The organism is Streptomyces sp. R33 (assembly GCF_041200175.1).
GTDB lineage: Bacteria > Actinomycetota > Actinomycetes > Streptomycetales > Streptomycetaceae > Streptomyces > Streptomyces katrae_B.
Window position 1 is genome coordinate 2,404,033 of the sequence record NZ_CP165727.1, and the last position, 13,880, is coordinate 2,417,912.

Below are 13,880 nucleotides of genomic sequence, written 5' to 3' on the forward strand. Positions count from 1 at the left end.
GTACTCATGGCGGACGTGCAGCGCGCGGGGGCGATCTGAGCATCCGTACTCAGGTCCCGACGCTCGCGGGGCCGCAGGGTGGGGGCATGCTCATTCAGTCGTCTGATCCCTCGCCGCGCGCCGGGATAACCGCCGTCGGCAGCCTGTTGCCCGAGGAGGTCCGCTCCTCGGAGGACCTCCAGCAGGAGGTGGCCCGCCGCAGCGGCCTCGTCCTGCCGCCGAGGCTGCTGACGCAGGCCACCGGGATCGTCTCGCGCCGGGTCGCGGGCGAGGGCGTGTACGCCTCGACGCTCGCGGTGGGCGCCGCGCGCCGGGCGCTGGCCGCCGGCGGGCTCACCCCGATGGACATCGACCTGCTGGTGTTCGCCTCGGCGTCGCGCGACATGGTCGAGCCCGCGACCGCGCACATCGTGCAGGCGGAACTCGGCTCCCGGGCCCACGCCTTGGACGTCACCAACGCCTGCAACAGCTTCGTGAACGGCATCGACCTGGCCCGGGCGATGATCCTGGCCGGGCGGGTCCGGCGGGCGCTGGTCGTGACCGGGGAGACGCCGAGCCGGGCGGTGCAGTACGCGCCGGCCGGGCTCGCGGAGCTTCGCGAAGGCTTCGCCGGGTACACGTTCGGCGACGCGGGGGCGGCCGTCGTCGTGGAGGCGGTGGAGCGCGGCGGGATCCTCGACGTGGACACCGAGACGCATTCCGAGCACTGGGAGGTCGGGGGCATCCCGGGCGGCGGTTCGCGGCACCCGCGCGGGGATGCGTACACGTACTTCCGCGGGGACGGGCACGAACTGCGGGGGGTCTTCGAGAAGGTGGGCACGGCGGTCATCGACCGGACGCTGCACCGTACGGGGATGGACTGGGACGACTTCGCCAAGGTACTGGTGCACCAGGTGACGGTGCCGTACCTGGAACGGTTCGCGGAGCTCACCGGGGTGCCGGCCGGGAAGCTGGTGGTCACCGTGCCCGAGCTGGGGAACGTCGCGAGCGCCAGCACCGGCGTGCAGCTGGACCGGGTGTTCGGGGAACTGGAGCCGGGGGAAAAGGTGTTGTTCGTGGGGCTGGGCGGCGGGATCAGCATCATGACGATGGTCTGGGAGAAGTCGTGACCGGGCGGCTGTGGGTGGTCGTGCCGGCCCATCAGGAAGAGGCCCGGCTGGGCGACACCCTGCGGGCGCTCGCGGCCCAGCGCGACCGGGACTTCACCCTGCTGGTCGTCGACAACGCCTCGTCGGACGACACGGCCGCGGTCGCACGGGAGTTCGCCGCGAGCGCGCCGTTCGAGGTGGAGGTGATCGAGGAGCCGGAGAAGGGGGTCGGCTCCGCCGTGGACACCGGCTTCCGGTACGCCATCGGCCGGGGCGCGACCCTGCTCGCGCGGACGGACGCCGACTGCCTGCCGCGGCCCGGCTGGACGGGGGCGGCACGGGCCGCGCTCACGGCCCGCCCTGGCCTGGTGTGCGGGCGGATCACCGCCCGGCGCGACGAGCACGGGCCGCTCGGCCGGGCCGGTTTCGCGGGGCTGGTCCGGCTGGCCGCGCTGTTCGGGCGGCTGCGGCCGCAGCACGCCGCCCGGCGGGGCGGCTTCAAGGCCCCGTACCGGATGCACGCGGGGAACAACATGGCCATCACCGCCGAGCTGTACCTCGCCGTCGGCGGGATGCCGCGACGTCCCTCGCCCACCGACCGGCTCTTCCTCAACGCCGTACGCCGGCACACCGACCGGATCACGCACTGCCGGAGGATGGTCGTGGAGAACTCCACGCGCCGGCTGAAGGCGTACGGAATCGCCGGCACGGCCCGCTGGTACCTCGACCAGGGCAGCGGCACCCACGGAACGGACCCCCGCTGATGCTCGACCGACTCGACCACGCGCTGCGCGCCCGCCCCGAGCGGGCCGCCGTACTCACCGCCGGCCGGACCGGCGCCACCCGGGTCCGTGCCACGCGCGGCGAACTCGCCGACCTGGCCGATGCGTTCGCCGCGGGCCTGCACGCGCGCGGGCTGCGCGCCGGGGACACCGTCGGGGTCGCCGTCCGGCCCGGGCCGCGGGCACTGGCCGTGCTGCTCGCGCTGTGGCGGCTCGGGCTGCGCGGGGCCGTGCTCGACCCCGGGGCGGGGCCCGACGTACTGCGCGCCCGGCTCGCGCTGGCCGGACCCTCGCTCGTCCTCGCCGACGCGGCCGCGCAGGCCGTCGCGGGCTGGGCCCGCCCGCTGGCGAGCCGGGCCCGGCTCGCCCTGCCGGACCTGGCCTCGCTGGGCGCCCCCGTGGCCACCGTCGGGCGCCGGCTGCCCGGCTGCGCGCCCGCGCTGGAGCTGGGCGCGGCGCGCTCCGGGGTGCCCGGGCAGGGGCGCCGCCCGGCGTACGGGGACTCCGACGCCGATGCGGTGATCGTCTTCACTTCCGGGACCACCTCGCGGCCCCGGGCCGTGGTGCACACCCGGGCGAGCCTGGCCGCCGGGATGGCTTCCGTCTCCGCGCTGTTCGGCGCCGCGGACCCGGCCCGGGCGGGCGATCCGGTGCTCGGCGGCACGTTCTTCGTGCTCGTGCCCTCCCTCGCGCACGGCGCACCGGTGGCGCTCCCGGCCCGGTCGCCGGCGGTCCTGGCCCGGCAGCTGCGCCGGCTGCGGCCGCGGGACACCTATCTGACCCCGCCGCAGCTGCGGGACGCGCTGGGCGCGGGGGCGCGTTTCCGGGGGCGGGTGTGGACGGGCTCGGCGCCGGCGAGCGCCGAGCTGCTGTCCCGGGTGCGCGGTGCGGGCGCCGAGGAGGCGTGGGGCGTGTACGCCCTGACGGAACTGTTCCCGGCCGCCGCGGTCGAGGCGCGCGAGAAGGCGGCGTACGAGGGTCCCGGCGACCTGGTCGGGGCCCCGCTGCCCGGCGTCACGGCGAAGCCGGACGAGGACGGCCAGCTGCTGCTGGCGGGGGCCGCGGCCCGGGACCGCTACCTGGGCGAGGAGCCCGAGCCGTGGGTGCGTACGGGAGACCGGGCGCGGCTGGACGGGGCGGGGCGGCTCGTCCTCGAGGGCAGGAGCAAGGACATGGTGCTGCGCAGGGCCGAGAACATCTACCCGGGGCTGTACGAGCCGGCGCTGCACGTGCCGGGGGTGGAGCTGGCCGTGCTGGTCGGCATCCCGGCGGGCCGCGGCGCCGAGTCCGCGGGCGACGAGCGGCTCGTGGCCCTCGTACAGCCGCAGCCCGGGGCCGCCGAGCCGGGGCTGCGCGCCGCATTGGCGGGACCGCTGGGGCGGATGGGCTCCGCCCGGCCCGACGCCGTGCTGTTCGCGCGGATCCCGCTCGCGGGACGCTCCCGCAAACCCGACCGCGCGGCGGCCGCGGCGCTGGCGGCGGCCCGCCTGAGGGGGACCCGATGACCCCGTCCCGGGCCCGTCGGCGCGACCGCCGGGTGTACGTACGCAGCCACCCGCTGCTGTTCGCCCTGCTCGCCGCCACCCGAGGCCGCCCCGTACGACGCCTCGGGCGCACGCTGCTGGTCCACGACGCCACGGCCTACCGGGAAGCCCTGACCCGCCTCCCCCTGAACCGCACGGCCCCCGGCACCACGGGGGCCGCAGCCCGCACGGCCCTGGCGGAACAGGCGCAGCCCGACCGTACGGTGGCCGGCGCAACCGGCGGCGTGCTGTTCGATCAGGAGGGCGGCGGGCACCGGGCGGACCGGCGGGGGCTCGCGGAGGAGCTCGGTGCGGCCGGCGTGGAACGACTGCGCCCGGTGTGGCAGCAGTTGCTCGCCGGCCGGCTGGCAGCGCTCGCGCAGGGCGGCGAGGTCGACATGGTCGCGCTCGCGCGGGAGCTGGCCGGGTCGGTGGTCTGCCGGCTGCTGGGCACGGATGCCGACCCGGTGGTGGTGGCCCGGGCCGCTGCGGACGCCGCGGCCGCGTCGGTGCGCACCCACCTGCCCGGGCCGCACCGCCCGGCCACGCAGGCAGCTGCCGCCCGCACGGCCCGCACGCTCCGGTCCCTCCTGACCCGCCCCCTCGCCACGCCGCCCCCGACACCCTTGCCCGGATGCCCTCACGCCCCGCACGGCTCCATGCCGCCACTGGGCGATGCGCTGGCCGCGATGGTGGCGGTGGCCGCCGTCAACACCACCGTGGCCGCGCTGCCGCGGGCGGTGGCGTGGTGTGCCGACGCCGGTCTGTGGGACCAGGCCGCGGACCCGGTGCTGCGGCTCCGGCTGGCCGACGAGCTGCTGCGGGTCACTGCGGCCTCGCCCCTGCTGCCCCGGGTGGCGGCGGCCGACGGGACGGTCGGCGGCTGCCCGGTCCGCAGCGGCGACCGGCTGCTGCTGGTCGCCCGGCATGCCGCGCAGGCGCACCGCCGCGACCCGGACGCCCTCGCCCCGGCCGACCCGGCCCTGGCCCACCTGGTGTTCGGCGCCGGCTCGCATGCCTGCCCCGGTGCCCGCCTGGCCCGCATCCAACTCGCCGACACCCTGGCGGCCCTGGCCCCCCACCGCCCGGTGGTGACCCGCGCCCGGGTCGACCGCCGAGCCGCCCTGCCGGGCTGGCGCGTACTGACCGTGAAGGCCACCTCATGAACGCCGATACGCACCGCACGGCCGGTGCCGCCGGAGCGGCTGGGGCGCGCCTGAGGGGGTTGCGGGTCGCCGTCACCGGGGCGAGCGGGTTCTGCGGGGGGGCACGTGGCGCGGGCTGCGGTGGCCGGCGGGGCCGAGGTGGTGTGTCCGGGGCGGCGGCCCGGGCCCGTCGGGGAGCACCGGTTCTGGGATGCGGCCCGCGAACTGCCGGACCTGGCCGGGATCGACGTCGTCGTGCACTGCGCGGCGGCGGTCGGCGACCCGGCCCCCGGTTCCCCCGCGGAGGCGGAGATGTACGCGGTCAACGTCACCGGGACCGAGCGGCTGCTGCGGGCCGCCGGAGACCGGCCCGTGGTCTGGGTCAGCAGTGCCAGCGTCTACGACCCCCGGCGCGACCGCACCCTGGTCCGCGAGGACCATCCGCGTACCGGGCAGTTGAACGCCTACGGCCGCACCAAGGCGGCGGGCGAGGCCCTCGCGCTGGCCGCGGGGGCGGTGGTGCTGCGGCCGCGGGCCGTCTACGGCCCCGGCGACGGCACCCTGCTGCCGAGGCTGCTCTCCCGGGTCCGGGCCGGGACCCTGCTGCTGCCGGGGCCGGACGTACCGCTCAGCCTGACGGCGGTGGAGAACCTCGCCGATGCCGCCCTCGCGGCGGCCGCCGGGTGGGCCCCGGGCGCGTACAACGTGGCCGACGCGGCGCCCTACGCGCGCGATGCGGCCGTACGCAGGGTCCTGCACGCGCACGGCGTCACCGCCCGGATCCGGCACCTCCCGCCGGCGGTGGCCCGTACGGCGGCCCGCGCCGCGGAGCTGCTCGCGCGCGGCGGCGAACCGGCCCTCAGCCGCTACGCGGTGGACCAGCTGGCCCACCCGGTCGTCCTGGACCTGACCCGGGCCCGGTCCCAGGGCTGGACCCCGCACCGCACACTGGACGACCACCTGGCCACGCTCGGCCCCGCCCGCCGGGGGCTGCTGCCCGCACACCCGCTGTCCTGAGCCGGCACGGGGCCCGCGTCACGCAGGCTGGCTCCGCGGCCGGACGGGGGCGGACCACCCGAGGTGCCCGCGGCGGGACAGGATCTCCGGCGGAACCGGTCGGCGGGGCTCGGTCCCCCCGCGCCTCAGCCTCGCCGACCGGCGTTCAGGCCCCCGTTCAGACCCCCGTTCCGGCCGCTGTTCAGGCCGTCGCCATCCTGCGGCGCAGGCTCAGCGGGCGCATGTCCGTCCACACCGCGGCGATGTGGTCAAGGCATTCCTGCCGGGTGCCCTCCGTGCCCTCGGCGTGCCAGCCCGCCGGCAGTTCGCGGTCCGCACGCCAGAGGGAGTACTGCTCCTCGTCGTTGTGCACGACCCGGTAGCCGCTCTCGTCGGTGTCGCTCATGGCTTCGGTCCTCCCGCAGTTCTTCGGTCTCGATGGGTCACAGCGTGATGCCGGGATCCGGCCCGCCATAGGGACAAACGCGCAGAAGGACCGGCGGTCGGTGCTGCCGCTCCTTCCCTGGTGGCGCCGGCCGGCGCGGCGGCAGTGTTCGGGGCAGCCAGGGTGGCGTCCGAGGTACAGCGCCGCCGGCCACGCCACCCCATCAGGCTGGAAGGAGCTCCGCCATGTCGGACACCCCAGAGACCGTGCACCTGCCCACCGGCGGGTGGCGGTTGTGGGAGCACTTCGCACTCCGCGGTCCGGGTTTCCCGGCTGAGGGGGTCCTGCGCATGGCTCCGCCCGGACTCGCCCTCGCCGCCGACAAGTTCGGGCCGGGCGACGCCCTCGCCGGCCCGGACTGGGATGCGTTCACCGGGGCCTTCGACACCGGCGCCGTCCGCACCGCCGAGCTGCTCCAGGACATCGCGGCCTCGCCGCGCTTCCGGGCCGCCGTGGCCTGGCAGAACCCGGCCGTGCTGCGCACCGGCATCGCGCCGTTCCTGAACTGGACGCCGACCGCGGCGAGTCGTACCAGCATGCCGCGCCAGCGCGAGGAGCTGGTCGCCCACTACTGGCAGCGGTTCTGCGTCAAGAACGACACCATCGGGTTCTTCGGCCCCGTCGGGTGGGGGCGCTGGGACCTCGCCACGGACGGGGTGCAGGTCGACCCCGGCTCCGGTGGGTTCCTCGCCGACTCGCGGGTCTACTTCGCCAGCTGGGCCATCGACGCCCTGGCCAAGTCGCTGAACGCAGACCCCGCGCTGCGGGCCTGGATACCCCCGCGCCGGGTGTCCTTCGTACGGGCCGAGGGCCTGTCGGTGCATCTGCCGGGCCGGCCGCCGCAGCCCATCGGCGAGACCGCCCGGGCCGTACTGGACCTGTGCGACGGGACCCGGCCCGTGGCCGCGATCGCCGCGGCGCTGGGGATCCCGGTGGCGGAGGCGACCGAGGCCTTGCAGTGGCTGCTGGCCAAGCGGTGGGTGCACTGGCGCCTCGACGTGCCGACGGGCACCTACCCGGAGCGGGAGCTGCGAGCCGTCCTGGAGCGGATCGGCGATCCGGCCCTGCGGGAGCCGGCCCTGGAGAAGCTGGCCGTCCTGGAGCGCGGGCGGGACGCCGTCCAGGCGGCCGGTCTGGACGCCGAGGCGCTGACCTCGGCGATCGGCGCCCTGGAGGCCGACTTCGCGGCGCTGACCGCCACCGACGCCCAGCGCTCCAAGGGCGAGCGGACCGCCCCCTGCCGGGGGCTCGTGTACTCGGACGCCCGGCGCGCGGCGACGGCGACCCTCGGCACCGCCCTGCTGGACGAGCTGACCCCCCTCGCGCAGTGCCTGACGGCGGCGCGCTGGCTGACCAACCGCTTCGCCGAGCGGGTCGGGGCACGGCTCCGCGAGGTGTACGAGCGGCTGCGGGCGGCCGGCCCGGTGGACCTGGGGTCGATGTGGCTGGGCTGCCTGCCCTCCCCGTACCCGGAGGCGGGCCGGGACCTCGACGCCGTCCAGGCGGAGCTGCGGGCGAAATGGGCGCGGATCCTGGCGGTGCCCGAGGGGGCGCGCCGGGTACGGGTGTCGTCGGCGGACATCGCCGAGCAGGTGCGGGCCGAGTTCGAGGAGCCCGGCGCGGGCTGGTCGCTGGCCCGCTACTTCAGCCCGGACGTGCTGCTGCTCGCCGAGGACCCGGACGCCGTGGCACGCGGCGACTTCGAGATGGTGCTGGGCGAGATGCACAGCGCGCTCAACACGATGGGCGCCTCCCTCTTCGTCCACCAGCATCCCGACCGCGACGAGTTGATCGCGGAGACCACCCGCGACTTCCCCGGGCCGCGGCTGCTGCCGATGCTGCCCAAGGAACTGCCGCTGAAGTGGTCGACGCGCAGCAGGCCTTCGCTGGACCGGCCGCAGGACTACTACGTCTCGCTGGTCGACGACACCGGCGATCCGCACCGCCCGCGCACCGTCCTGTGCGCCGACGTCGTGGTGGAGGACCGGGACGGCCGGCTGATGGCCGTACTGCCCGACGGGGCCGCGTTCGATCTGCTCGACGTGTACGCGAACACCCTGACGCAGCGCGTCATGGACCGGTTCACGCTGCGCCCCGAGGGCGACCACACCCCGCGGATCAGCATCGACAAGATGGTGGTGGCGCGCGAGACCTGGTCCTTCCCGGCCTCCGAACTGGCCTTCGCCGACGAGAAGTCCGAGGCCAGGCGGTACGTACGGGCCCGGCACTGGCGCGAGGAACACGACTTGCCCCGGTTCGTGTTCGTGGTCTCGCCGAGCGAACCCCGGCCGTTCTACGTGGACTTCGACAGCCCGGTGTACCTGACCATCCTCGCGAAGGCCGCGCGCAGGCTGGCCCGCAAGGACCCCGGGGCCAAGCTGAAGATCAGCGAGATGCTGCCGACCCCGGAGCAGGCCTGGCTGACCGACGACCGGGGCGACACGTTCACCTCGGAGCTGCGCTTCGTCGCCGTCGACCAGACGGTCACGGACGTCTCGCGGCCCGCGCAGGAGCGCGCCGCGGACGGGAGCGCGTGATGCGGACCTTCGTCGACGACATCGCCGCGCACGCCTCCGTCGCCCCGGACCGGGTCGCGGTCACCACTCCCGCCGGCGAGGTGACGTACGCGGAGCTCACCGCCCGCATCGACGCCCTCGCGGCGGTGCTGCGGGCCCGCGGCGCCCGCCCGGAGACGGTGTGCGCGGTGGCCGTGGAGCGCGGCGTGGACGCCGTGGTGGCACCGGCCGCCGTGGTGCGCTGCGGCGCGGCCTTCCTCGGCCTGGACCCGGAGCAGCCGCCGGCCCGGCTGGCGGCGCTGGCCCGCAGCGGCGGCGCGGAGCTGCTGGTGACCACCTCGGCACTGGTGGGCGGGCTCGACCTGCCGGTCCCGGGGCCGCCCGTCCTCCTGGACCGGCCCGGCAGCACGGCCGGTGCGGACGGGCGGCCGGGCGGACCGCTCGGCGAGCGCTCGCTCGCGTACGTCAGCCACACCTCCGGGAGCACCGGGGAGCCCAGCGCCGTCCTGGTCGAGCACCGCGGGCTGGACTCGTACCTGCGTTGCATCGCCCGCGACTACGGGCTGGGGCCCGAGACCGTGGCCCTCCAGCTCGCCCCGCTCGGCTACGACGCGTCCCTGCGGGACACCTTCGCCCCGCTGCTGGCGGGCGGACGGCTGGTGGTGGTGCCGCGCTCGGCGCTGCTGCGGCCCGAGGAGTTCGGGGCCGTGGTCCGGGAGCACGGGGTGAGCGCGCTGCTGAGCACGACCCCGTCGTTCCTGTCGTTCCTGGCCGGACAGCCGGACGGGGCCCGGCTGCTCGCCGGGGTCCGTCTGGTGGTCTCCAGCGGCGAGTCGCTGCGGCCGTTCCTGGCGGCCGGAGGGCGGCCGCTGGTACGGGGCAGCCTGGTCAACCAGTACGGCCCGACCGAGTGCACGATGACCTCGACCCGGTACGCCGTGCCGACCCGGCCTGACGTCCTGACCGACACCGTCGGCACTCCGATCGACGGGGTGGTCGTACGGCTCCTGGATGCCGGGATGGCCCCGGTGCCCGACGGGGACGTCGGGGAGGTCTACATCGGCGGGGCGGGCGTGGCCCGCGGTTACCGCGGGCGGGCCGCCCGTACGGCCGAGCGCTTCGTACCGGACCCGTTCGGTCCGCCGGGTGCGCGGCTGTACCGCACCGGTGACCTGGCGCGGACGGGTCCCGACGGGCTGGAGTACCTGGGGCGCGGCGACCGGCAGGTGAAGATCCGCGGCTACCGGGTGGACCCGGCCGAGGTCGAGGGGGCGCTGCTGTCGCACGCCGGGGTGACGGGGGCGGTCGTCACCAGCGAGACCGACGCGCAGGGCCGGGTGTTCCTCGTCGCCCACGTCACGGGCGACCTGGCGGGCACCACCGACGCCGCGCTGCGCGCCCACCTGGCCGCCGGCCTGCCCCCGCACCTGATGCCGCGGCGGTTCGTGCGGCTGGCGCAGCTGCCCACCACCCGCGGCGGGAAGGCCGACCGCCGTGCCCTCTCGCAGACAGGAGGCCGGTCATGACCACCGCACCCGCGGCACCCGCCGCGCCCGCCGCACCCGTCATGTCCGCCGCACCCGTCATGTCCGCCGGCTCCGCCGCCTCCGGCGGACCGGCCGGCGCCGTGCGCGGCCCGCGCGGCCAGCTCGGCCCGGCCGACGTGGAGGCCGCCGCCGCACGGATCGCCGGGCAGGTCCGGCGTACCCCGCTGCTGCCGCTGCTGCCCGCGCCTGACCGCCACCGGACGGGCGCGCGGCTGCTGCTGAAGGCCGAACACCTCCAGTACGGCGGATCGTTCAAGCTGCGCGGGGCCGCCAACGCGGTCCTGACGCTGGGGGCCCGGCGGATCGTCACCGGCTCCTCGGGCAACCACGGCATCGCGCTGGCCCGGCTGGCGGCCGCGCTCGGCGCCGAGGTGACCGTGGTGCTGGCCGGCGGGGCGCACCCCGCGAAGATCGCCCTGATCCGGGCCCTCGGCGGGCGGACGGTCGGTGTGCCGGGCGGCGTCGCCGAGCGCGATGCCCGGGCCCGGGCGCTGGCCGAGGAGACGGGCGCGGTCCTCGTGCCCTCCTCCGACCACGAACTCGTGGTCGCCGGGCAGGGCACGGTCGGCCTGGAGATCCTCGCCGAGGCGCCCGACGTCGAGACCGTGTACGTGCCGACCGGCGGGGGCGGGCTGCTCGCGGGGGTCTGCCTCGCCGCGTACGGGCACCCGGTGCGGGTGGTGGGCGTCGAGCCCGCCGGCACCCCCCGCTACGCCCGGTCCCTGGCCGCGGGGCACCCCGTACGGCTGGCGCCCGGTGACACCGTCGCCGACGGGCTGCGCGGCCAGCAGCCGGGGGCGGTGCCGTACCCGGTCATCCGGGACCGGGTCGACGACCTGGTCACCGTGTCCGACGCGGAGATCCTCGCCTCGGCCGCGCTGCTGCGGCGGCGCGGGATCGAGGCCGAGCCGTCCGGCGCGGTCGCGCTGGCCGGGGCGATGCGGGCGGGGCGCGGCACCGGCCGCGCCGTCGCCGTCGTCTCCGGCGGCAACACCACGGCGGCCCTGGCGTCGGCCGCAGCGGCCGCCACGTCCGCCGCCGCTTCCCGTACCCACCGCACCACGCACGCGACTCGCACCACCTGCACCACCCCCACCCCTCACACCACCCGTTCGCTCCTGGAGGAGACCTCATGACCGCGACCGCGACCGAGACCCAGAACCCGACCGCGCAGCTGACCGGCGCCGCCCTGACCGAGCTGGTCGTCTCCATCTACCGCGAGACGCTGGGGGTGGCCGACCTCGACGAGCAGAGCGACTTCTACGAATGGGGCGGCGACTCGCTGACCGCGTTCCGGATCACCGCACGGCTCGAGGAGGCACTCGGGGCGGAGGTCCCGGTGGCCCTGGTCTTCGCCTACCCCTCGCCCGCGGACCTCGCCGACGTCGTCCACGCCGACTTCGTCCAGGCATGAGGGGCCGGCCATGACCGATACCTACGTGCCCGGCGGCCGCTGGCGGCTGTGGGACCAGTTCGCCCTGCGCGGGGCGGGTTTCCCGGCCGGGGGCGTGCTGCGGCTGGCCCCGGACGGGCTGGCCGCGGCCGCCGACAAGTTCGAGCCCGCCGAGGGCCCGGGCGCCCTGGCCGGCGAGCGGTGGGGGGAGTTCACCGCCCTGTTCGCCGAAGCCCAGGTGGAGGTCGCGCACACGCTCCAGGAGATCGCCCGGACGCCCGCCTTCCGGGAGGCGGTGGCCTGGCAGAACCGCCCGGTCCTCGGCTCCGGGATCACACCCTTCCTGAACTGGACGCCGACCGCCGCGGGCCGTACCAGCATGCCGCGCCAGCGCGAGGAGCTGGTGGCCCACTACTGGCAGCGGTTCTGCGTCAAGAACGACACCATCGGGTTCTTCGGCCCCGTCGGCTGGGGCCGCTGGGACCTGTCCGCGGAGGGCGTCCGCGTCCACGCCGGCGCCCCCGGCACCGGCCTGATCGCCGGATCGGAGGTGTACTTCGCCAGCTGGGCGATCGACGCCCTGGCCGCGCGGATCGACACCGATCCGGCGGTACGGGAGTGGGTGGCGCCCCGGCGCGTGCCGTTCGTCCGCCAGACCGGCATGGACGTGACGGTGCCGGGCCGCCCGGGCCAGGCCCTCGGCGAGGAAGCGCGTGCCGTGCTCGCACTGTGCGACGGCGTACGCCCCGCGCGGGACATCCGCGCCGCGCTGCCGGACGTGGACGTGTCCGCGGTCCTGGCCGACCTGGTCGCCCGCCGGTGGGTGGTGTGGAAGCTGGAGGTGCCCGCCGATGCCCGCCCGGAGCGGCACCTGCGGGCCTGGCTGGACCGGGTCGGGGACGCGGAGCTGCGCGAGCCCGGCCTGGCCGCCCTGGACGTCCTGGAGCGGGGCCGGGAGCGCGTACGGTCGGCGGACGGGCCCGAGTCCCTGGTGGCCGCACTGACGGAGCTGGAGGGCGAGTTCGTCGCGCTGACCGAGACAGCCGCCGTGCGCGAGAAGGCGGCCGGTACGGCGCCGTGCCGGGCCCTGGTGTACTCCGACTGCCGGCGGGCGGCGACCGCCACCCTCGGGCGGACCGTGCACGAGGCCCTCGCCCCGCTGGACCCGCTGCTGACGAGTGCCGGCTGGCTCACGGCGCGGCTCGCCGACGCGGTGATGGCCCGGGCCCGGGAGGTGTACCGCCGGCTGGCCGGGCAGGGCCCGGTCGACCTGGCCGCGTTCTGGTTCGCCTGCATGCCCGTCCTGCACGGCGCCGCCCGCGCGGAGTCCGCCGAGCTCCAGCAGGAGTTCCGCCGGCGCTGGGGCGCGATCCTGGCGCCCCCGCCGGGCACCCGCCGGGTCAGGCTGCCGCTGGAGGCCGTCGCGGGGCCCGTGGCCGAGCAGTTCGGCGGCCCGGGCGGCGGCTGGACCGCCGCCCGCTACCTCAGCCCCGACATCATGATCGCCGCGACCGGTGAACAGGCCGTGGCTCGGGGTGACTTCGAGCTCGTCCTGGGTGAACTGCACGTCGCCGCCAACACGTTGGGCGCCTCGCTGTTCGTCAACCAGCATCCGGACGCCGAGGAGCTGCTCCGGCTCACCGACCGGGACCATCCCGGCCCCCGGCTGATGCCGCTGCTGCCCAAGGAGCACCGCTCGCGGCTGTCGGCGCGGATCCGGCACTCCCTGGTCCGCCCCGAGGACTACTACGTCGCCCTGGTCGACTTCACCGCCGATCCGGGCCGGCCCCGTACGGTGCTCAGCGCCGACGTGACGGTGACCGAACGGACGGACGGCGAGCTGGCGGTGGTCCTGCCCGACGGGTCCGAGTTCCCCGCGGTGGACGTGTTCTCGCACGTACTGACCACCCTGGCGATGGACCTGTTCCAGATCCTGCCGGACGCGGCCGACCACTCCCCCCGGGTCACGGTGGACCGCCTCGTCGTGGCCCGCGAGACCTGGCGGCCGGCCCCGTCGGACATGGACTTCGCCGAGGAGAAGGACGAGGCCCGCCGGTTCGTACGGGCCCGGCAGTGGCGGGAGCGGCGCGAGCTGCCGCGGTTCGTGTTCGTCGTGCTGCCGACCGAGACCCGCCCGTTCTACGTGGACTTCGACAGCCCGGTGTACGTCAACATCCTCGCCAAGGCGGTCCGCAGGATGGCCCGCAAGGAGCCCGACGGCCGGGCCGTGTTCACCGAGATGCTGCCGAGCCCGGAACAGGCCTGGCTGACCGACGACCAGGGCGAGGTGTACACCTCGGAGCTGCGCTTCGTGGCGGTGGACGAGGGCTGACCGAAAGAGCACGGCGACGCTTTCGACGGCGGCGCGCACGGCGGAGCACCAGGCCGTGCGGGGCCGCCGTTGCGCGTTCTACCCCCCGGCGGCTGCGTGCGCGGCTGCGTCTT

General features: G+C 76.4%; 11 protein-coding genes. 10 read left to right on the plus strand and 1 reads right to left on the minus strand.

Translation table 11 applies throughout. The features are described from left to right. The first annotated feature begins 86 nt into the window (after positions 1-86). The 5 genes from AB5J51_RS11220 (at position 87) to AB5J51_RS11240 (ending at position 5,555) form a co-directional block, all read left to right on the plus strand. Complete coding sequence (locus tag AB5J51_RS11220) at positions 87-1,109, plus strand: 3-oxoacyl-ACP synthase III family protein (protein ID WP_369777605.1); 1,023 nt, start codon at positions 87-89, stop codon at positions 1,107-1,109. Next, positions 1,106-1,852 (plus strand): glycosyltransferase family 2 protein, encoded by a 747-nt coding sequence (locus AB5J51_RS11225; protein ID WP_234382438.1) that lies wholly within the window; start codon positions 1,106-1,108, stop codon positions 1,850-1,852. Before AB5J51_RS11220 ends, AB5J51_RS11225 begins: the two co-directional genes overlap by 4 nt. After that, positions 1,852-3,375, plus strand: coding sequence for a class I adenylate-forming enzyme family protein (locus AB5J51_RS11230; RefSeq protein ID WP_369777606.1), 1,524 nt, complete (start codon positions 1,852-1,854; stop codon positions 3,373-3,375). Before AB5J51_RS11225 ends, AB5J51_RS11230 begins: the two co-directional genes overlap by 1 nt. Continuing rightward, entirely contained in the window at positions 3,372-4,559 is a 1,188-nt protein-coding gene (locus AB5J51_RS11235; protein ID WP_369777608.1) for a cytochrome P450, read from the plus strand. The genes AB5J51_RS11230 and AB5J51_RS11235 overlap by 4 nt, the downstream gene beginning before the upstream one ends. A 105-nt stretch (positions 4,560-4,664) precedes the next feature. Continuing rightward, positions 4,665-5,555, plus strand: coding sequence for an NAD-dependent epimerase/dehydratase family protein (locus tag AB5J51_RS11240; RefSeq protein ID WP_369777609.1), 891 nt, complete (start codon positions 4,665-4,667; stop codon positions 5,553-5,555). Positions 5,556-5,736: 181 nt separating this feature from the next. On the opposite strand, the gene AB5J51_RS11245 is transcribed toward AB5J51_RS11240, so the two are convergent. Further along, on the minus strand, positions 5,737-5,940 hold the full coding sequence (locus AB5J51_RS11245) for an MbtH family NRPS accessory protein (protein WP_030294153.1): 204 nt from the start codon (positions 5,938-5,940) through the stop codon (positions 5,737-5,739). Between the two features lie 224 nt (positions 5,941-6,164). On the opposite strand from AB5J51_RS11245, the gene AB5J51_RS11250 reads away from it, so the two are divergent. Genes AB5J51_RS11250 through AB5J51_RS11270 form a run of 5 tightly spaced genes read left to right on the plus strand, consistent with a single transcriptional unit; the run spans position 6,165 to position 13,767 of the window. Further along, positions 6,165-8,516 (plus strand): lantibiotic dehydratase, encoded by a 2,352-nt coding sequence (locus tag AB5J51_RS11250; RefSeq protein WP_369777610.1) that lies wholly within the window; start codon positions 6,165-6,167, stop codon positions 8,514-8,516. After that, positions 8,516-10,021: an amino acid adenylation domain-containing protein gene (locus AB5J51_RS11255; protein WP_369777611.1), complete on the plus strand. Its 1,506-nt coding sequence runs from the start codon at positions 8,516-8,518 to the stop codon at positions 10,019-10,021. The genes AB5J51_RS11250 and AB5J51_RS11255 overlap by 1 nt, the downstream gene beginning before the upstream one ends. Then, positions 10,018-11,178 (plus strand): threonine/serine dehydratase, encoded by a 1,161-nt coding sequence (locus AB5J51_RS11260; protein WP_240805174.1) that lies wholly within the window; start codon positions 10,018-10,020, stop codon positions 11,176-11,178. Before AB5J51_RS11255 ends, AB5J51_RS11260 begins: the two co-directional genes overlap by 4 nt. Further along, a complete protein-coding gene (locus tag AB5J51_RS11265) occupies positions 11,175-11,456 on the plus strand; it encodes an acyl carrier protein (RefSeq protein WP_053788370.1) in 282 nt (93 codons plus the stop codon). The genes AB5J51_RS11260 and AB5J51_RS11265 overlap by 4 nt, the downstream gene beginning before the upstream one ends. A 10-nt stretch (positions 11,457-11,466) precedes the next feature. Then, positions 11,467-13,767 (plus strand): lantibiotic dehydratase, encoded by a 2,301-nt coding sequence (locus AB5J51_RS11270; protein WP_136223079.1) that lies wholly within the window; start codon positions 11,467-11,469, stop codon positions 13,765-13,767. Positions 13,768-13,880 lie beyond the last annotated feature (113 nt).